This window comes from Pseudomonas sp. MF7453, assembly GCF_016405455.1.
GTDB lineage: Bacteria > Pseudomonadota > Gammaproteobacteria > Pseudomonadales > Pseudomonadaceae > Aquipseudomonas > Aquipseudomonas paralactis.
Genome location: NZ_JAEKCN010000007.1, coordinates 304,210 through 323,076 on the forward strand (window position 1 = coordinate 304,210; position 18,867 = coordinate 323,076).

An 18,867-nucleotide genomic window follows, 5' to 3' on the forward strand; every position below is an offset into this window, starting at 1 on the left:
ATCGCTACGCGGGGGCGGCGAAGTTAAGCCTGAATTGTTGCGGCGTGACACCCAGTCGCCGATTGAACACGCTGCGCATGTGCTGGGCATCGCGAAACCCGCACTGATAGGCCACCGTTTTGAGCGGCGCATGGCTGCTTTCGAGCATCACCCGCGCCGCATCCACCCGCGCTCTCTCGACAAACTCCGCTGGCGTGATTCGCGCTTCACGGGCGAACACCCGGGAGAAGTTGCGCGCACTCATATGGGCCGCCCTGGCCAAATCGGCAATGGTCAAATCCCCGGTCAGGTTGGCCAGCACATATAGCTGCACCAACGCCACCGCCGAGGTGGCTTCGGCATGGGGCGTAAGGAACGGGCTGAACTGCGATTGCCCGCCCGAGCGTTGGGTGAAGACCACCAGGCGCTTGGCCACGCTCAGCGCCACTTCCGGGCCGTGATCCTGGGCCAGCAGGTACAGCGACAGGTCGATACCTGCCGTGACCCCGGCCGAGGTGTAGAGCTTGCCGTCCTGCACATAGAGACGGTCGGCCTCGACCTGGGCCGAAGGGCACAGGCGCGCCAGGCTGGCGGCATCATTCCAGTGGGTAGTGACGGTTTTACCGTCCAGCAGGCCGGCGCGGGCCAACATGAAGGCGCCATTGCAGATCGAGCCGAAGCGTTGTGCCTTCGCGGCGGCAGCGCGCAGCCAGCCGTCAAACTCGGAACCAAAGTCTTCAAAGGGCAACTGTGGGCCACCGGCGACCAGCAACAAGTCGTAGGGCTGCTGGGCTTCGCTGTAGTGCGTGTGGGCCTGCAATGACAGGCCATTGGAGGCAGCCAGAGTACCGCGGCCGAAACCGATCACTTCCAGGCGGTAGTGATCGTCGGGCGCCAGGAAGCGATTGGCCTCGCAGAACACATCCATCGGCCCGGTCACATCCAGTGACTGGACCCCGGGAAAGATCAGGATCGCGACAGTTCTGCCCATGGTCACAAACACCTTTTTTAACTGGATAAACGCGACCCCCTTGTGGGAGCTGGCTTGCCTGCGATGCAGGCGACTCGGTACCTCAGGTACACCGAGGTGATGCTATCGCAGACAAGCCAGCTCCCACAGGGGATCGCCTACATGCTTGGCACGATGTGGCGGCACATTGGCCGGGATCACCTCCCTGTCGCGATAGCCCGTCCAGGGTCATGGGACCAGACTGAATACTTTCCAGAGGAGATCCACCATGAGCACCAGCATCGCCGGCATCAAAATCCCAGACAGCGCATTGGCCAAGGCCACCACCGAATATATCCGCGACATCGAATCCGACCTGCTCTACCACCACTCACGCCGGGTATTCCTGTTCGGCGCCTTGAGCGGAGAGCGCAAACAACTGGCCTACAACCCGGAGCTGCTGTACGTCGGCGCGATGTTCCACGACCTGGGCCTGGTGGAAGGCCATCGCAGTGACGATCAGCGTTTCGAAGTGGACGGTGCCAACGCCGCCGCCGCGTTCCTCAAGCCTTATGGGCTGAGCGATGACGATATCGAACAAGTGTGGCTGTCCATCGCCCTGCACACCACGCCGGGTGTGCCGCAACACCTGCGCCCCACCGTAGCACTGGTAACCGCCGGGGTGGAGATGGACGTGTTGGGCATGGACTACGCCGCATTTTCCACGGTGCAGCGCGAAGCGGTGGTGCATGCGCATCCACGCGGTGAAGGGTTCAAGGAGTGCATCATCTGCGCCTTCGCCGACGGCTTGCGCCATCGCCCGCAGACCACGTTTGGCAATGTGAAGACTGATGTGCTGGTGGATCAGGAGCCGGGGTTCAAGCCGATGAATTTTGTGCAGGTGATCCGCACGTCGCCGTGGGCTGACTGAAACCCGATTTTATAAGCACCGCAAAACTACTGTGGGAGCTGGCTTGCCTGCGATGGCGGTGGGTCAGCACCTAATAAGTGACTGATACACCGCCATCGCAGGCAAGCCAGCTCCCACATTTTCACCCTGCTCCGGCAGTTAGACCGGGGCGGGAGCCCGGCGCTTGTCCGGCTGTTGCCAGCCATCCGCTGCGGCTTCTTCGATGGCTTGCTGGATGGCCTTCTTGCGGTGCTCTTCGGCACGGCGGCTGAAGAACCACACCAGGAAGGTCACCAACGACACCGCCAACAGGATCAGGCTCGCCACCGCGTTGATCTCGGGCTTAACCCCAAGGCGCACCGCCGAGAACACTTCCATCGGCAAGGTGGTCGAACCCGGGCCCGACACGAAGCTGGCCAGTACCAGGTCATCCAGGGACAGCGCGAACGACATCATGCCGCCCGCCGCCAGGGACGGCGCGATCATCGGGATGGTGATCAGGAAGAACACCTTCCAGGGTCGCGCGCCCAGATCCATCGCCGCTTCTTCAATCGACAAGTCCAGCTCACGCAAGCGCGCCGACACCACCACCGCCACATACGCCGCACAGAACGTCGTGTGGGCGATCCAGATGGTGACGATGCCACGCTCCTGGGGCCAGCCGATCATCTGCGCCATGGCCACGAAGAGCAGCAACAGCGACAGACCGGTGATCACCTCAGGCATCACCAACGGCGCCGTCACCAGGCCGCCAAACAGCGTACGGCCCTTGAACTGGCTGATGCGCGTGAGCACAAAGGCCGCCAATGTGCCCAGCGCCACCGCCGCCACCGCCGTGTAGCAGGCGATTTCCAGAGAGCGAGCCACCGAGCCCATCAACTGGGTGTTGTCCAGCAGGCCCACGTACCACTTGATTGACCAACCGCCCCACACCGTCACCAGCTTGGATTCGTTGAACGAGTAGATCACCAGGATCAACATCGGCAGGTAGATGAACAACAAGCCTGCGACCAGCATGAAGCTGGAGAAACGAAAGCGCTTCATATCTTGCCCTCCAGCTCTTTGGCCTGGCTGCGGTTGAACAGAATGATCGGCACGATCAGGATCGCCAGCATCACCACCGCCAGGGCAGACGCCACCGGCCAGTCACGGTTGTTGAAGAATTCCTGCCACAACACTTTACCGATCATCAGGGTTTCCGGGCCGCCGAGCAGTTCAGGAATCACGAACTCGCCCACCACCGGGATAAACACCAACATGCAGCCGGCGATGATGCCGTTCTTGGACAGCGGCACAGTGATTTTCCAGAAGCTGTTGAAGGTACTCGAACCGAGGTCCGAAGCAGCTTCGAGCAGGCTCTGGTCGTGTTTGACCAGGTTGGCGTACAGCGGCAGGATCATGAACGGCAGATACGAGTAGACCACGCCGATATACACCGCGACGTTGGTGTTGAGGATCTGCAAGGGTTCGCTGATCAGCCCCATGGACATCAGGAAGCCATTGAGCAAACCGTTGTTGCTGAGAATGCCCATCCACGCATACACCCGGATCAGGATCGCGGTCCAGGTGGGCATCATGATCAGCAGCACCAGCACGGTCTGCATCTCTTTGCGCGCGGTAGCGATGGCGTAGGCCATCGGGTAGCCGATCAGCAGGCACAGCAGCGTGCTGAAAAACGCCATTTTCAGCGAGCCCAGGTAAGCGGCGATGTACAACTCGTCGCCCGCCAGCAAGCTGTAGTTGGCCAGGTTCAGCACCACCTCCAGCTTTTGCTCAACGTAGGTATAGATCTCGGTATAGGGCGGGATCGCCACATCGGCTTCGGCAAAGCTGATTTTCAGCACGATGAAAAACGGCAGTGCGAAAAACAGGAACAGCCAGAGGAAGGGAATCCCGATGACCACCTGCTTGCCATTGGGCACGATGCGATCCAAGCGCCGCTTGAATTTCTTCATGTTCATGAGCGAAGTACCACGCCGCTGTCGTCTTCCCACCACACGTACACCTGATCACCCCAGGTTGGGCGCTGGCCACGGCGTTCGGCGTTGGCAACAAAGGACTGCACCAGCTTGCCGCTCGGCAGCTCCACGTAGAACACCGAGTGGCCGCCCAGGTAAGCAATGTCGTGCACCTTGCCGCTGGACCAGTTGTGCTCGCAGGTTGGCATTTCGGTGGTGACCAGCAGTTTTTCCGGGCGAATCGCGTAGGTCACCGACTTGTCTTCCACCGAGGTGGCGATGCCGTAGCCTACGTAAATGTCGCGATCCAGGTCCGGGCACTTGAGCACCGCGTGGCCTTCGGCGTCGTCCACCACCTGGGTGTCGAAGATGTTGACGTTGCCGATGAACTCACACACCAGGCGGCTGGTAGGGGTTTCGTAGATGTCGATCGGGCTGCCGATCTGAGCGATCCAGCCCAGGTGCATGATCGCGATGCGTTCGGCCATGGTCATGGCCTCTTCCTGGTCGTGGGTCACCATCACGCAGGTCACGCCGACGCGCTCGATGATTTCCACAAGTTCCAGTTGCATCTGCGAACGCAGCTTCTTGTCCAGGGCGCCCATCGGCTCATCGAGCAGCAGCAGTTTCGGGCGTTTGGCCAGGGAACGGGCCAGGGCCACACGCTGGCGTTGACCGCCGGACAGTTGGTGCGGCTTGCGCTTGGCGTACTGGCTCATCTGCACCAGCTTGAGCATCTCGGCCACGCGGGCGTCGACTTCGGCCTTGGGGATCTTGTCCTGCTGCAGGCCGAACGCAATGTTCTGCGCTACGGTCATGTGCGGGAACAGCGCGTAGGATTGGAACATCATGTTGATCGGCCGCTCGTAGGGCGGCATGTCGGTGATGTCCACGCCGTCCAGGTAGATGCGGCCTTCGGTTGGGCGCTCGAAACCTGCAAGCATGCGCAGCAAGGTGGACTTGCCCGAACCCGAGCCGCCGAGCAAGGCGAAGATCTCGCCTTTCTTGATTTCCAGGGACACATCGTCCACCGCAATCGTCTCGTCGAACTTCTTCGTGACCCGGTCGATTTTGACCAGCACCTTTTTCGGTGTCTGGTCGCCCTCGAGGGCTTTCTTATAGGCGCCGGAGGCAACTGCCATTTACGAAACTCCCAAAAAAGAGTGCAGCTCGCCCAATACGGGCCAGCCTTGGATAGTTTGAGCCTTACTTGCCCGTCTTGACCTTGGTCCAGCTACGGGTCATTAAACGCTGCACTTTCGGGGGTAGCTCGAAGTTGACGAATGTCCGCTCGAGAACCGCCTGCGGTGGGTAAACCGCTGCGTCGGTGCGTATCGATTGTTCCATCAGTTTGTCCGCCCCGGGGTTAGGGTTGGCGTAACCGACGTAATCACTGACCTGGGCGATCACCTCAGGTTGCAGCAAATAGTTGATGAAGGCGTGAGCCTCTTTAACGTTGCTCGCATCCTTGGGGATCGCCAGTACGTCAAACCAGAGGTTGCCGCCTTCCTTGGGAATTGCGTAGGCGATGTTCACGCCCTTGCCCGCCTCGGCCGCGCGGGCCTTGGCCTGGAACACATCACCGGAGAAACCGGCGGCCACGCAAATGTTGCCGTTGGCCAGGTCCGAAATGTATTTGGAGGAATGGAAGTAGGTCACGTAGGGCCGCACTTTGAGCAGCTTCTCTTCAGCCTTCTTGTAGTCGGCCGGGTTGGTGCTGTTAGGGTCCAGCCCCATGTAGTTGAGCACGGCCGGCAGCATTTCATCAGCTGAATCCATGAACGACACACCGCAGGTGGCGAGCTTCTTCATGTTTTCCGGTTCGAACAACACCGCCCAGGAATCGATATGGTCGACGCCCAGCACTTCCTTGACCTTATCGACGTTGTAGCCAATGCCGTTGGTGCCCCACAGGTACGGCACCGCGTACTGGTTGCCCGGGTCGTTCTTTTCCAGGCGCTTGAGCAGGGCCGGGTCAAGGTTGGCGTAGTTTGTCAGCAGTGACTTGTCGAGCTTCTGGAACGCCCCGGCCTTAATCTGCTTACCGAGGAAATGGTTGGACGGCACGACCACGTCATAGCCGGTACGCCCGGCGAGCAACTTGCCTTCCAGGGTTTCGTTGGAATCAAACACGTCATACACGGGCTTGATGCCGCTGGCCTTTTCAAAGTTGGCCAGGGTGTCGGGGCCGATGTAGTCCGACCAGTTATAAACATGCACTGTCGATGCGGCCTGCACGCTGACAGCCAGCGTGATACCTGCACCCACCAGCAAGGCTTTGCGAAATAAAGAAATTGGCAAGTGGAGGTCCTCTTAAATAGTTGGGCCCAAAGTTGTTGCCCGGCAACAAAACCGGCGCGCAACTTACCCTCGATAAACCGATCCGGCAAAACTTTCTTTGATCTAATTTGTGGGAGGGGGCTTGCCCCCGATGGCGATGTACCATCCGAGAGAATCGCCGACTGACACTCCGTCATCGGGGGCAAGCCCCCCTCCCACAGGTTTTAAGGCTTACTTGCCCGATTTGATCTTGGTCCAGCTACGGGTCATTTCACGCTGAGTTGCCGCCGGCATGTCGGCAATGGCGTAGAGCTTGGATTGCACTTCGGCCGACGGATAAATACCCGGATCGCTGGTGATGTCTTTATCAACCAGGGCGGTGGCTTTCTCATTACCGTTCGGGAAACGCACACTGTTGGTGATCGCGGCCATGACGTCTGGCTTGAGCAGGTAGTTCATGAATGCGTAGGCAGCCTCGACGTTTTCGGCATCCTTGGGAATGGCGACCATGTCGAAGAAGCTGCCAGCACCTTCCTTGGGAATGTCATAGGCGATCTTGACCTTGCCACCGGCTTCAGCCGCACGGGTTTTGGCCTGTTCGATGTCACCCGAGTAGCCCACAGCCACGCAGATGTTGCCGTTGGCCAGGTCGGAGATGTACTTGGAGGAGTGGAAGTAGCCGATCGAAGGACGGATTTTCATGAACAGGTCTTCGGCCTGTTTCAGATCAGCCTTCTTCGTCGTGTCGGTCGGCAGGCCCAGGTAATGCAGCGCTACCGGCAGCATTTCGGTTGGCGAATCGAGGAAGCTCACGCCGCAGCTTTTCAGCTTGGCGATGTTTTCCGGCTTCATCAGTACGTCCCATGAGTCGATCTTGTCCACGCCCAGGGCGGCCTTGACCTTCTCCGGGTTGTAGCCAATGCCCATTGAGCCCCACATGTACGGGAAGGCGTGCTTGTTGTCCGGGTCGCTGACCGATACGGCCTTGAGCAGGGATTTGTTCAGGTTGTCGTAGTTGGACAGCTTGGACTTGTCCAGCTCCTGGTAGACACCGGCCTTGATCTGCTTGGCAAGGAAGCTGTTGGACGGCACGACGATGTCGTAGCCGGACTTGCCTGCCAGCAACTTGGCTTCCAGGGTCTCGTTGCTGTCGAACACGTCGTACACCACTTTGATGCCCGACTCTTTTTCAAAGTTGGCGATGGTGTCCGGTGCTATGTAGTCGGACCAGTTGTAGACGTGCAGCACTTTATCGGCGGCCTGGGCCGCGCTCGCCATTGCGCCCATCAGGGACAAGGCCAGGAGGGTCTTGCCAGCGTTTTTCAAACCTAATGCCTTCATTGGGTGATGCTCCGATTTTTCTTTTTTGGGCCGCACATTGTGTATGTTTCGGGCCCAGCCAAAGGGCAACAAAACAGGACGACAGTCTGGCAAGTTCAGGGGCCCGCTTTCAACCGGCCCCCGCATTTATCTACTCAGCCCTGCAATGCCGCCAACGTCAGGTCCAGGCAATGACGGGCCTTGGTCACCAGCTCGTCGATTTCTGCCTGGCTGATCACCAGCGGCGGCGAAATGATCATGGTGTCGCCCACGGCGCGCATGATCAGGCCATTCTCGAAGCAGAAGGTTCGGCAGATCATGCCGGCGCCCTTGCCTTCATGACGTTTGCGCGTGGCCTTGTCCTGCACCAGCTCGATCGCACCGAGCATACCCACGCCGCGCACTTCGCCCACCAGCGGGTGATCAGCCAGTTCCCTCAGACGTTTCTGCAAATACGGTGCCGTTTCGTCGTGTACACGGCTGACTATTTTTTCATCGCGCAGGATGCGGATGTTTTCCAGGGCCACGGCTGCGGCTACCGGGTGACCGGAGTAAGTAAAGCCGTGGTTGAAATCGCCCCCTTCGTTGAGCACCGCCACCACTTCGTCGCGCACGATCAGGCCGCCCATGGGCACGTAGCCCGAGGTCAGGCCCTTGGCGATGGTCATCATGTGTGGCTTGAGGTCGTAGAAATCGCTACCGAACCACTCACCGGTACGGCCGAAACCGCAGATCACTTCGTCGGCGACAAACAGAATGTCGTACTTGGCGAGGATTTCCTTGATGCGCGGCCAGTACGTGGCAGGCGGCACAATTACGCCACCGGCGCCCTGGATCGGCTCGGCAATAAAGGCGCCGACGTTGTCCACGCCCAGCTCCAGGATTTTCTCTTCCAACTGGTTGGCGGCCCACACACCGAATTCCTCGGGGCTCATGTCGCCGCCTTCGCCAAACCAGTACGGCTGGGCGATGTGGGTAATGCCCGGGATCGGCAAGTCGCCCTGCTCGTGCATATAGGTCATGCCGCCCAGGCTGGCGCCGGCCACGGTAGAGCCGTGGTAGCCATTCTTGCGGGCAATGATGGTTTTCTTGTTTGGCTGGCCCTTGATCGCCCAGTAGTGGCGGACCATGCGCAACATGGTGTCGTTGCCTTCGGAGCCGGAGCCGGTGAAGAACACATGGTTCATGCCGGCGGGTGCGACTTCGGAAATGACTTTAGCCAGTTCAAGCACCGGCGGGTGAGCGGTCTGGAAGAACAGGTTGTAGTAAGGCAGCTCTTTCATCTGTTTGGCGGCGGCGTCAGCCAGTTCGTCGCGACCATAGCCGATCGCCACGCACCACAGGCCGGCCATGCCGTCGAGGATCTTGTTGCCTTCGCTGTCCCACAGGTAAACGCCGTGGGCTTTGGTGATGATCCTTGGGCCTTTCTCTTTCAATTGCTTGAAGTCGCTGAACGGCGCCAGGTGGTGATCATTGCTCAAGGCTTGCCATTCACGGGTTTGCGGGTTGTTGCCGGACATACCAATCTCCTAGACTTTTCAGGTGAAGGCGCGTCTTTCCTACGACGCGCCCGGCGCATCAGACGGCGAAGAGCAGGAATTCCCGCTCCCACGAACTGATCACGCGCTTGAAGTTTTCATGCTCGGCCCGCTTGACCGCGACGTAGCCTGTGATGAACTTTTGCCCCAGGTATTTCTCGATGGTCTTGCTGTTTTCCATACGCTCAAGGGCGTCTTCGATGGTCAACGGCAGGCGCAGATTGCGGCGCTCGTACCCACGGCCGACCACGGGCGCGCTCGGGTTATGGCCTTCGACCATGCCGATGTAGCCACACAACAAACTGGCGGCAATCGCCAGGTAGGGGTTGGCGTCGGCACCCGGCAGGCGGTTTTCCACGCGACGGTTCTGCGGGCCGGCATCCGGTACGCGCAGGCCGACGGTGCGGTTTTCTTCGCCCCATTCCACGTTCACCGGCGCCGAGGTGTCGGGCAGGAAGCGGCGGAACGAGTTCACGTTGGGGGCGAACAACGGCAGCAATTCAGGGATGAATTTCTGCAGGCCGCCAATGTGGTTGAGGAACAGCTGGCTCATGGTCCCGTCTTCATTGGAGAAGACGTTCTTGCCGGTGGCGATGTCGATGATGCTCTGGTGCAGGTGCATCGCGCTGCCGGGCTCGCCGGTCATCGGCTTGGCCATGAAGGTGGCGGCCACATCGTGCTTGAGCGCGGCTTCACGCATGGTGCGCTTGAACACCAGGATCTGGTCGGCCAGAGACAGCGCATCGCCGTGACGGAAGTTGATTTCCATCTGCGCGGTGCCGTCTTCGTGGATCAGGGTGTCGAGGTCCAGCTCCTGCAGTTCGCACCAGTCGTAGACGTCTTCGAACAGCGGGTCGAATTCGTTGGCTGCTTCTATAGAGAAGGACTGGCGACCGGTTTCCGGGCGGCCGGAGCGGCCAATCGGCGGTTGCAGCGGGAAGTCCGGGTCTTCGCAGCGCTTGGTCAGGTAGAACTCCATCTCCGGCGCCACGATGGGCTGCCAGCCGCGGTCGGAGTAGAGTTTGAGGACTTTCTTGAGCACGTTGCGCGGCGACAGCTCGATCGGGTTGCCTTGCTTGTCGTAGGTGTCGTGGATCACCTGAGCGGTTGGCTCGATAGCCCAGGGCACCAGGAATACCGCGTTCTGGTCGGGGCGGCAGATCATGTCGATGTCGGCCGGGTCGAGCAATTCGTAATAGATGTCGTCTTCGACATAGTCGCCGGTCACGGTCTGCAACAGAACGCTTTCGGGCAGGCGCATGCCTTTTTCGGCGATGAACTTGTTGGTCGGCGAGATCTTGCCCCGGGTAATACCGGTGAGGTCGCCAATCATGCATTCGACTTCTGTGATCTTGTGGTCTTTCAACCAATCGGTGAGCTGGTCGAGGTTGTTACTCATAAATGCCTCTGGGCTGGGTTTCCTGGCATCCATTAAAGGCCAGGCGTTGGTTGACGCAGCATCCGCGTCGTTTGTTCATTCAGGGTAGGAGCTTACCTGCCATTTGCCCAAGGGTTGCATTCCTCACGCCAAAGTTGTGCAGAATCATGATCGGCACGGCGAAAAAAGGTGGGTGGGTGGCGCAGGCGTTGGCAAAGAGGAGGTCGGACTGGCCGTCAAGAATATTGGCCGGTGCGTGAGCATTCACGCGGGACGAGCGAACTGCGCACAACGTTTGGCGCAAGCACGCAGAGACGCCGATTGGCGGCAGGTGAAACATGAAGCACCCCGGTATTATTGCTGTTATGGGTTTGAATCGAGCTTAGCCTTGTTCATTTTTTTACACAACACCCCCGTAAAAAATACAACACGGCCCGCTCAAGCCTGCAGGTCCCAAGCCCCCCAAACCCAAAAAACCGCCCCAAAACACCGCAAAAAAGGCTTCATGGTGCTTTTTTAGGGCAAAAAATGCCTCGCTTGACTTCGGCAAGCCGTTCGGGTTGACTGAAACCAGAAAAGATCAATGATTGATATTTTTAACAACAAAGGTGTTGCATCATGTCGGTACCCCCGCGTGCCGTTCAGCTTAACGAAGCGAACGCGTTCCTTAAGGATCATCCTGAGGTTCTGTACGTAGACCTTCTAATTGCGGATATGAATGGTGTGGTGCGCGGCAAGCGCATCGAACGCACCAGCCTCCACAAGGTTTACGAGAAGGGCATTAACCTGCCTGCCTCTTTATTTGCCCTGGATATCAATGGCTCGACGGTGGAAAGCACCGGCCTGGGTCTGGACATCGGTGATGCTGACCGAATCTGTTATCCAATCCCCGACACCCTGTGCAATGAACCCTGGCAAAAGCGCCCTACTGCGCAACTGCTGATGACCATGCACGAACTTGAAGGTGAACCTTTCTTCGCCGACCCGCGCGAAGTGCTCCGCCAGGTTGTAAGCAAGTTTGATGACCTCGGCCTGACCATCTGCGCCGCCTTCGAGCTTGAGTTCTACCTGATCGACCAGGAGAACGTGAACGGCCGCCCACAACCGCCCCGCTCGCCGATCTCCGGCAAACGCCCGCACTCGACACAGGTCTACCTGATCGACGACCTCGACGAATACGTCGACTGCCTCCAGGACATTCTGGAAGGTGCCAAGGAGCAAGGCATTCCGGCCGATGCCATCGTCAAGGAAAGTGCCCCGGCGCAGTTCGAAGTGAACCTGCACCACGTGGCCGACCCGATCAAGGCCTGCGATTACGCGGTACTGCTCAAGCGTCTGATCAAGAACATCGCCTACGACCATGAGATGGACACCACCTTCATGGCCAAGCCTTACCCAGGCCAGGCAGGCAACGGGCTGCACGTACACATCTCCATTCTGGACAAGGACGGCAAAAATATTTTTGCCAGCGAGGATCCCGAGCAGAACGCCGCATTGCGTCACGCGATCGGCGGTGTGCTGGAGACCCTGCCCGCCCAAATGGCGTTCCTGTGCCCCAACGTCAACTCCTACCGTCGTTTCGGCGCACAGTTCTATGTGCCGAACTCGCCGTGCTGGGGCCTGGACAACCGCACCGTGGCGATTCGCGTACCGACCGGCTCGTCCGATGCCGTGCGTATCGAACACCGCGTGGCCGGCGCCGATGCCAACCCTTACCTGCTGATGGCTTCGGTCCTGGCCGGCGTGCACCACGGTCTGACCAACAAGATCGAACCGGGCGCTCCGGTGGAAGGCAACAGCTACGAGCAGAACGAACAAAGCCTGCCGAACAACCTGCGCGATGCCTTGCGCGAGTTGGACGACAGCGAGGTGATGGCCAAGTACATCGATCCTAAATACATCGATATCTTTGTTGCCTGTAAGGAAAGTGAGCTGGAGGAGTTTGAACACTCCATTTCCGACCTTGAGTACAACTGGTACCTGCATACCGTGTAAGTGGTTGCGGCATTGAAGAAGCGCCATAGGCTTAGGGTCGGTGGCGCTTTTTTATGGGCTTATTCCGGGAGACCGAATTGGCCTCATCGGGAGCAAGCCCCCTCCCACATTTTGAATGTATTCACAGATCTAAATGTGGGAGGGGGCTTGCTCCCGATGGCGGTCTGGAAGACAACACACCTCCCTGCTCATACAATGCCCGCTGCCTTGTAGGAGACTTCCATGCCCACCCGTCCCGCCACTGCTCGCAAACCCCGCGCCCGCAGCCAGCCCCGGATCGACGCGATCCTGGACGCCGCCCGCACCTTGCTGGCCGCCGAAGGCGTGGCCGGTTTGTCGATCTACAGCGTGGCCGAACGTGCGCAAATTCCGGCGTCGTCGGTGTATCACTTTTTCGCCGGAGTACCGGCGTTGCTGGAGGCGCTGACGGCGGATGTCCATACCGCCTTCCGCGCAGCAATCCAGGCGCCGATCGAGCATGATTCACTCAGGCATTGGCGCGACCTGTCGTGCATCGTCGAGCAGCGTATGCTCACCGTTTACAGCAACGACGCCGCCGCACGTCAGTTGATCCTGGCACAGCACGGGCTGACTGAAGTGACACAGGCCGACCGCCAGCACGATCTGGAATTGGGCGATTTGATGCTGGAAGTGTTCAACCGCCATTTCGAAGTGCCGAAGCTACCCAGCGATGTGGACGTGTTCGCCCTGGCGCTGGAGTTGAGCGACCGCGTGTATGCGCGCTCGGTGCATCAGCATGGGCTGATTACGCCACGCATGGCGGAGGAAGGGATGCGGGTGTTTGATGCCTATGTGGGGCTTTATTTGCCGGCCTACCTGCCCAAGCGCTGAAGACAGTGTTGTCTGGGCCGGGCTCATCGCAGCATGGGTATCTACACAACTTTTTGTAGCCACTGCCGACGCTAACCACGATGCGAAGCGAGCCGCTCTTGCTCTTGCTCTTGCTCTTGCTCTTGCTCTTGCTCTGCTTTTGATCTTGATCTTAGGCGCCCCGTCAAACCACGCTGGCCGGAATTCGCCAGGGATTTGGGGGGTAAACCGGCAGGGATGCCGGTTTAGCCGCCCCGCGCCATGGATGGCGCGTGGCGGCGGCCCCCCAAATCCATGGCGGATTACGGGCACACCGAGCCTAGGCGAGGTGCCGAGTGGTGGGGCAAGAGCGTTTTGCTTACTTTTGCGCTTTTCAAAAGTGAGCCGCCGTAAGGGCGGAACCCATAGCAGCCGTTACCCAAATAACGGATATGTACTCGGTCTAATCCAGCATCCCGGTTGGCTCTTAGGCCGCCATCGGGGGCAAGCCCCCTCCCACAGGTCCGGCGTCGCACCAAAGAGTTGTGTAGATACCTATGCTCATCGCAGGCAAGCCAGCTCCCACATTTGAATGCATTCACACATCACGATGTGGGAGCTGGTTTACCTGCGATAGCGGTCTCAAGGCCGACGCCAATCACAACTTGGCAATCGACACCTCAGTGGATTTCACAAAGGCAATCACTTCACTACCGATCACCAACTCCAGCTCTTTGACCGAGCGCGTGGTGATCACCGAAGTGACAATGCCGGACGCGGTCTGCACATCAATCTCTGACAGTACATCGCCCACCACGATTTCCTTGATGGTGCCTTTGAACTGGTTACGCACGTTAATGGCTTTAATAGTCATGATGTTTTTCCTGTGTGGATTATTGAGCCCAACGCAATTGCGTCGGCAACGGTGAAACGGGTTCGGGCTCCGGCGGTGAGCCAGGCAGCGACAGCACGCGGTTGAGCACCTGGGCTTCCAACGCGGCCAGGCGGTGCGAACCACGGGCCCGTGGGCGTGGCAGATCAACGGCGAGGTCGAGACCAATTTGGCCGTCTTCGATCAGAATCACACGGTCGGCAATCGCCACGGCTTCGCTGACGTCGTGAGTCACCAGCAACACGGTGAAACCGTGCTTGCGCCAGAGGTTTTCGATCAGTTGCTGCATCTCGATACGGGTCAAAGCGTCCAGTGCGCCCAGCGGCTCGTCGAGCAGCAACAGGCGTGGCTGGTGGATCAAGGCCCGCGCCAGGGCCACGCGCTGTTTCTGGCCACCGGACAAGGCTGCCGGCCACTCATTGGCGCGCTCGGCCAGGCCCACTGCTTCCAGCGCCTCCAGCGCTCTGGGGCGCCAGTTGCCCGTGAGGCCAAGACCGACGTTGTCGATGATCTTTTTCCACGGCAATAAACGCGCTTCCTGGAACATCAACCGCGTGTCTTCAATCGCCTCGTGCAGCGGCGCAGCGCCGGCCAGCAGCTCACCGCCACTGGCCTTGTCCAGCCCCGCGAGCAGGCGCAACAAAGTACTTTTGCCGCAGCCGCTGCGACCGACCACGGCCACGAATTGACCGGCCGGAACATGCAGGTCGATGTCCTTGAGCACTTCGCGAGTGCCGAAAGATTTGCGCAACTTGCGCACCGCCAGGGGAATGCCCTTGAGCAGGCGCGGGGGCTGTTGAGCCGTCATGCCGCACCTCCCTTGACTTGATACGCCGGGTGCCAGCGCAGCCATACCCGTTCCAGGCCACGCGCTGCCAGGTCGGCGAGTTTGCCGAGGATCGCGTACATCACGATGGCCAGCACCACCACGTCGGTTTGCAGGAATTCACGGGCATTCATCGCCAGGTAGCCGATACCGGAACTGGCCGATATGGTTTCCGCCACGATCAGTGTCAGCCACATGAAGCCCAGGGCAAAACGCACACCCACCAGGATCGACGGCAGCGCGCCAGGCAGGATGACTTGCCAGAACAGGCTGAACCCCGACAGGCCATAGCTGCGCGACATTTCCACCAGCGCCGGGTCGACGTTGCGGATGCCGTGATAGGTGTTCAGGTAGATCGGGAACAAGGTGCCGAGGGCCACCAGGAAAATCTTCGCGGTCTCGTCAATGCCGAACCACAGGATCACCAACGGAATCAGCGCCAGGTGCGGCACGTTGCGGATCATCTGTACCGAGCTGTCCAGCAGGCGCTCGCCCCACTTGGACAAACCGGTGATAAAACCCAGGGCCAGGCCGATGCTGCCCCCAATCACAAAGCCCAGGCCTGCACGCCAGCCGCTGATGGCCAGGTGCGTCCAGATTTCACCGCTGACCACCAGGTTTACACCCGCTTCGATCACCGCACTGGGCGCCGGCAAAATGCGCGTCGACAACCACCCCGCTGACACCGACAACTGCCACACCGCCAGCAACAAGATCGGCAGCACCCAGGGCGCCACGCGATGGCTGAGTTTTTCAAAGTCCATAACGGCGCCTCAACTCTGCGACGCAGCTTTGGGAAGGATGTCGTTGGCGACCATCTCGCCAAACGGGCTGACGTACCCGGCGCTTTTGGGCAGTTCAGGACGTTCGATATCCAGGTGCGGAAACAACAGTTCGGCGACTCGATACGACTCTTCCAGGTGGGGATAACCGGAGAAGATGAAGGTGTCGATGCCCAGGTCCGCGTACTCCTTGACCCGCGCCGCCACCGTCGGGCCATCGCCGACCAGCGCGGTGCCTGCACCGCCTCGTACCAGGCCGACGCCGGCCCAGAGGTTGGGGCTGACTTCCAGGTTGTCACGGCTGCCGCCATGCAGGGCGGCCATACGTTGCTGGCCGACCGAATCGAAACGCGCCAGGGACGCCTGGGCGCGAGCGATGGTGTCGTCGTCCAGGTGGGAGATCAATTTATCGGCGGCCTTCCAGGCTTCTTCGTTGGTCTCGCGCACGATCACGTGCAGGCGAATGCCGAAGCGCAGGGTACGTCCGAGTTTCGCGGCCTTGGCACGCACTTGCGCAATTTTCTCCGCCACCGCGGCCGGTGGCTCGCCCCAGGTCAGGACCATTTCCACCTGCTCGGCTGCCAGGTCCTGGGCCGCCTCGGAAGAACCACCGAAGTACAGCGGCGGACGTGGTTGCTGGATCGGCGGGTAGAGCAACTTGGCGCCCTTGACGCTGATGTGCTCGCCGTCGTAATCCACGGTTTCGCCTTCGAGCACGCGGCGCCAGATGCGCGTGAACTCCACCGAGGCCTGATAGCGTTCTTCGTGGCTGAGGAACAAGCCATCGCCAGCCAACTCTTCCGGGTCACCGCCAGTCACCAGGTTGAACAACGCACGGCCACCGGACAGGCGGTCCAGGGTTGCGGCCTGACGTGCGGCCACCGTCGGCGAAATGATCCCGGGGCGCAGCGCGACCAGAAACTTCAAGCGCTGAGTCACTGGAATCAGCGAGGCGGCCACCAGCCAGGAGTCTTCGCAAGAACGTCCGGTAGGGATCAACACCCCACCGAAACCCAGACGGTCGGCGGCCTGGGCCACTTGTTGCAGGTAACCGTGATTGACGGCGCGAGCGCCTTCAGCGGTGCCCAGGTAATGGCCGTCGCCGTGGGTAGGCAGGAACCAGAAAATATTAAGGCTCATGGAGTTGTCTCCTGAAGAAATCGAGTTAAGGCGCTTTGGCAACCGCGGCGGGTGGCGTCCAGATCACGTCCTTGATGCTCAAGGGTTTGGGGATCAATTTGAGCTGGTAGAAGCTGTCGGCGATTTTCTGTTGGGCGGCGACCACTTCCGGGGTCAGGAACAGCGCACCGTAGCCTTGGCGTTTTACCGAGGTCAGGGTGATGTCGGCAGGCAGGCCCAGCAGTGGCGCCACTTGTTCGGTGACTTCCTGCGGGTTGGCCTTGGACCACTCGCCCACCGCGCGCACTTCTTCTACCAGCGCTCTGATCACTTCAGGGTGCTGTTGGGCGTAGGGTTTGGTGGCCAGGTAGAACTGGTGGTTGTCGGCAATGCCGGTGCCGTCGCGCAGGGTGCGCGCTTGCAATTGTTTCTCGGCGGCGGCCTGGTACGGGTCCCAGATCACCCAGGCATCCACGCTGCCGCGCTCGAAGGCGGCACGGGCATCGGCAGGTGGCAGGAATACGGTTTTCACGTCGGTGTAGTTGAGGCCGGCATCTTCCAGCGCACGCACCAGCAGGTAATGCACGTTGGAGCCTTTGTTGAGCACAACCTTTTTGCCTTTGAGCTCGGCGACCGATTTGATCGGTGAGTCCTTGGGCACCAGGATCGCTTCACTGGTGGGCGCTGGCGGTTCGTAGGCGACGTAAAGCAGATCCGCGCCAGCCGCCTGGGCAAACACCGGCGGGGTTTCACCGGTGACGCCAAAGTCGATGGAGCCGACATTCAGGCCCTCAAGCAATTGCGGGCCCCCCGGGAACTCGGTCCACTGCACCTGCACGCCCTGGGCGGCCAGGCGTTTTTCCAGCGTGCCTTTGGCTTTGAGCAGCACCAGGGTGCCGTATTTTTGATAACCGATCCGCAGCGTCTCGGCGGCTTGGGCTTGAACAATGGCGCCGAAGGACACAGCCGCAGCAAACAGTGCGACCAGACCACGACGCAAGATGACAGTGCGCATGGCGCTCTCTCCATAGTTGCGATTAGGGTTTTGGCTGCACCTGCTTGGCCGTTGGCGGCTGAGTAAGGTGAGTGTTTCTCGATTTGCGGGTAAGGCTCAGATGCTCCAGCGAGCACTCAACAAACGTTCATTCAATACATCCGGGTCCAGCGGTTTCGGGCGTCGGGCCATGGCGCTGTAGAGCTGCTCCAGGGCTTCGTGCAGGCGTTTCTCAAGCACCGGCACCAACTGCGCCTGGGCACTGCCTTCGCCATAAGCGATCTGGCTGTCTTCGGCGAAAATGCCGTGGAGCAGTTCCTGGGCTTTGAGGGCCGACAGTACCGGCTTCAAGGCGTAGTCCACCGCCAGCATGTGGGCGATGCTGCCGCCGGTAGCCATCGGCAATACCACCTTATGGGCCAGGGCGCGTTCGGGCAGCAGGTCCAGTACGGTTTTCAGCGCGCCGGAGAACGATGCTTTGTATACCGGCGTGGCGATCACCAGGCCATCGGCATTGGCCACCTGTTGCAGCAGGTCGATGACCTTGGGGCTGTCGAACCGTGCGTGCAGCAAGTCTTCAGCCGGGAAGTCACGTATCTGGTAACTCACCACTTCCACGCCCTGCTGTTGCAGCCACTGACGGGTTTTATCCAGCAACACCCCGGAGCGCGAACGCTGGCTGGGGCTGCCTCCAAGTGTTACGACCAGCATGTAGGTAATTCCTTGAGCAAGTGTCGGCGGTTCGCTGTGCGGCGATGGCGCCAAGATGGAACAGACCTTAGCAGTAGATTTATATATCTATAAATCTTATTTATTCATTTGTTTATTCCATAAACACATAAGCACTTCACCACCCCCCAGGCGAAAAAAAGGCCGTGAAAACGGCCTGAAAACCCCTGCTGTGTGAGACGGTTTGCAACTTGATGCCTTTGCTGTTCATGAGGCCGCCATCGCGGGCAAGCCCGGCTCCCACTGGGGAATGCGGTCAACTGTGGGAGCCGGGCTTGCCCGCGATGGCGATATCCGGCTTAACGATTGGGTTGTGGCGTAAGGCGCAGGTACGGCTTCACCGCGCGATAGCCCTTGGGAAAGCGTTTCTTGATCTCTTCCTCGTCCTTGAGCGACGGCACGATTACC

The 18,867-nt window shown here is 59.7% G+C and carries 17 protein-coding genes and 1 pseudogene; 3 read left to right on the top strand and 15 right to left on the bottom strand.

Features of this window, described 5'->3' with window-relative positions:
* Positions 1–4: 4 nt before the first annotated feature.
* On the bottom strand, positions 5–970 hold the full coding sequence (locus JFT63_RS13745) for a GlxA family transcriptional regulator (RefSeq protein ID WP_198844158.1): 966 nt from the start codon (positions 968–970) through the stop codon (positions 5–7).
* Between the two features lie 247 nt (positions 971–1,217).
* On the opposite strand from JFT63_RS13745, the gene JFT63_RS13750 reads away from it, so the two are divergent.
* Positions 1,218–1,859, top strand: coding sequence for an HD domain-containing protein (locus tag JFT63_RS13750; protein ID WP_198844159.1), 642 nt, complete (start codon positions 1,218–1,220; stop codon positions 1,857–1,859).
* A 138-nt stretch (positions 1,860–1,997) separates the two neighbouring features.
* Here JFT63_RS13750 and JFT63_RS13755 read toward each other — a convergent pair whose 3' ends face one another.
* From JFT63_RS13755 to JFT63_RS13785, 7 genes are all read right to left on the bottom strand, one after another.
* Positions 1,998–2,882, bottom strand: a complete 885-nt coding sequence (locus JFT63_RS13755; protein ID WP_003195236.1) for an ABC transporter permease subunit — start codon at positions 2,880–2,882, stop codon at positions 1,998–2,000.
* On the bottom strand, positions 2,879–3,799 hold the full coding sequence (locus JFT63_RS13760; RefSeq protein ID WP_189663724.1) for an ABC transporter permease subunit: 921 nt from the start codon (positions 3,797–3,799) through the stop codon (positions 2,879–2,881). Before JFT63_RS13760 ends, JFT63_RS13755 begins: the two co-directional genes overlap by 4 nt.
* The gene (locus JFT63_RS13765; protein ID WP_003195240.1) at positions 3,796–4,938 is read right to left on the bottom strand and encodes an ABC transporter ATP-binding protein; all 1,143 of its coding nucleotides are present in this window, start codon (positions 4,936–4,938) and stop codon (positions 3,796–3,798) included. Before JFT63_RS13765 ends, JFT63_RS13760 begins: the two co-directional genes overlap by 4 nt.
* Positions 4,939–5,002: 64 nt before the next feature.
* Positions 5,003–6,097: a polyamine ABC transporter substrate-binding protein gene (locus JFT63_RS13770; RefSeq protein WP_057702067.1), complete on the bottom strand. Its 1,095-nt coding sequence runs from the start codon at positions 6,095–6,097 to the stop codon at positions 5,003–5,005.
* Between the two features lie 210 nt (positions 6,098–6,307).
* Entirely contained in the window at positions 6,308–7,402 is a 1,095-nt protein-coding gene (locus tag JFT63_RS13775; protein ID WP_186561656.1) for a polyamine ABC transporter substrate-binding protein, read from the bottom strand.
* A gap of 149 nt (positions 7,403–7,551) precedes the next feature.
* A complete protein-coding gene (locus JFT63_RS13780) occupies positions 7,552–8,916 on the bottom strand; it encodes an aspartate aminotransferase family protein (protein WP_057702066.1) in 1,365 nt (454 codons plus the stop codon).
* A 58-nt stretch (positions 8,917–8,974) separates the two neighbouring features.
* Positions 8,975–10,333: a glutamine synthetase family protein gene (locus tag JFT63_RS13785; protein WP_003195249.1), complete on the bottom strand. Its 1,359-nt coding sequence runs from the start codon at positions 10,331–10,333 to the stop codon at positions 8,975–8,977.
* Positions 10,334–10,930: 597 nt separating this feature from the next.
* Here JFT63_RS13785 and JFT63_RS13790 point away from each other — a divergent pair.
* Together JFT63_RS13790 and JFT63_RS13795 are read left to right on the top strand one after the other, a co-directional pair.
* Entirely contained in the window at positions 10,931–12,307 is a 1,377-nt protein-coding gene (locus tag JFT63_RS13790) for a glutamine synthetase family protein (RefSeq protein ID WP_003213894.1), read from the top strand.
* Between the two features lie 222 nt (positions 12,308–12,529).
* Complete coding sequence (locus JFT63_RS13795) at positions 12,530–13,159, top strand: TetR/AcrR family transcriptional regulator (RefSeq protein ID WP_198844160.1); 630 nt, start codon at positions 12,530–12,532, stop codon at positions 13,157–13,159.
* A 616-nt stretch (positions 13,160–13,775) separates the two neighbouring features.
* Here the strand turns inward: JFT63_RS13795 and JFT63_RS13800 are convergent.
* The 7 genes and pseudogenes from JFT63_RS13800 to JFT63_RS13830 all read right to left on the bottom strand — a co-directional run.
* Positions 13,776–13,991 carry a TOBE domain-containing protein gene (locus JFT63_RS13800; protein ID WP_003176783.1) on the bottom strand — a complete coding sequence of 72 codons (216 nt, stop codon included), beginning with the start codon at positions 13,989–13,991 and terminating at the stop codon, positions 13,776–13,778.
* Positions 13,992–14,010: 19 nt separating this feature from the next.
* Complete coding sequence (gene ssuB, locus JFT63_RS13805) at positions 14,011–14,817, bottom strand: aliphatic sulfonates ABC transporter ATP-binding protein (protein WP_198844161.1); 807 nt, start codon at positions 14,815–14,817, stop codon at positions 14,011–14,013.
* Positions 14,814–15,599 (bottom strand): aliphatic sulfonate ABC transporter permease SsuC, encoded by a 786-nt coding sequence (gene ssuC / locus JFT63_RS13810; protein WP_057702063.1) that lies wholly within the window; start codon positions 15,597–15,599, stop codon positions 14,814–14,816. Before ssuC ends, ssuB begins: the two co-directional genes overlap by 4 nt.
* A 9-nt stretch (positions 15,600–15,608) precedes the next feature.
* The gene (gene ssuD, locus JFT63_RS13815; protein ID WP_198844162.1) at positions 15,609–16,757 is read right to left on the bottom strand and encodes an FMNH2-dependent alkanesulfonate monooxygenase; all 1,149 of its coding nucleotides are present in this window, start codon (positions 16,755–16,757) and stop codon (positions 15,609–15,611) included.
* Positions 16,758–16,782: 25 nt separating this feature from the next.
* On the bottom strand, positions 16,783–17,751 hold the full coding sequence (locus JFT63_RS13820) for a sulfonate ABC transporter substrate-binding protein (protein ID WP_198844163.1): 969 nt from the start codon (positions 17,749–17,751) through the stop codon (positions 16,783–16,785).
* Positions 17,752–17,847: 96 nt separating this feature from the next.
* A complete protein-coding gene (gene ssuE / locus JFT63_RS13825; protein WP_057702060.1) occupies positions 17,848–18,441 on the bottom strand; it encodes an NADPH-dependent FMN reductase in 594 nt (197 codons plus the stop codon).
* A 317-nt stretch (positions 18,442–18,758) separates the two neighbouring features.
* Positions 18,759–18,867, bottom strand: a pseudogene (locus JFT63_RS13830) (peroxidase); the annotation flags it as partial.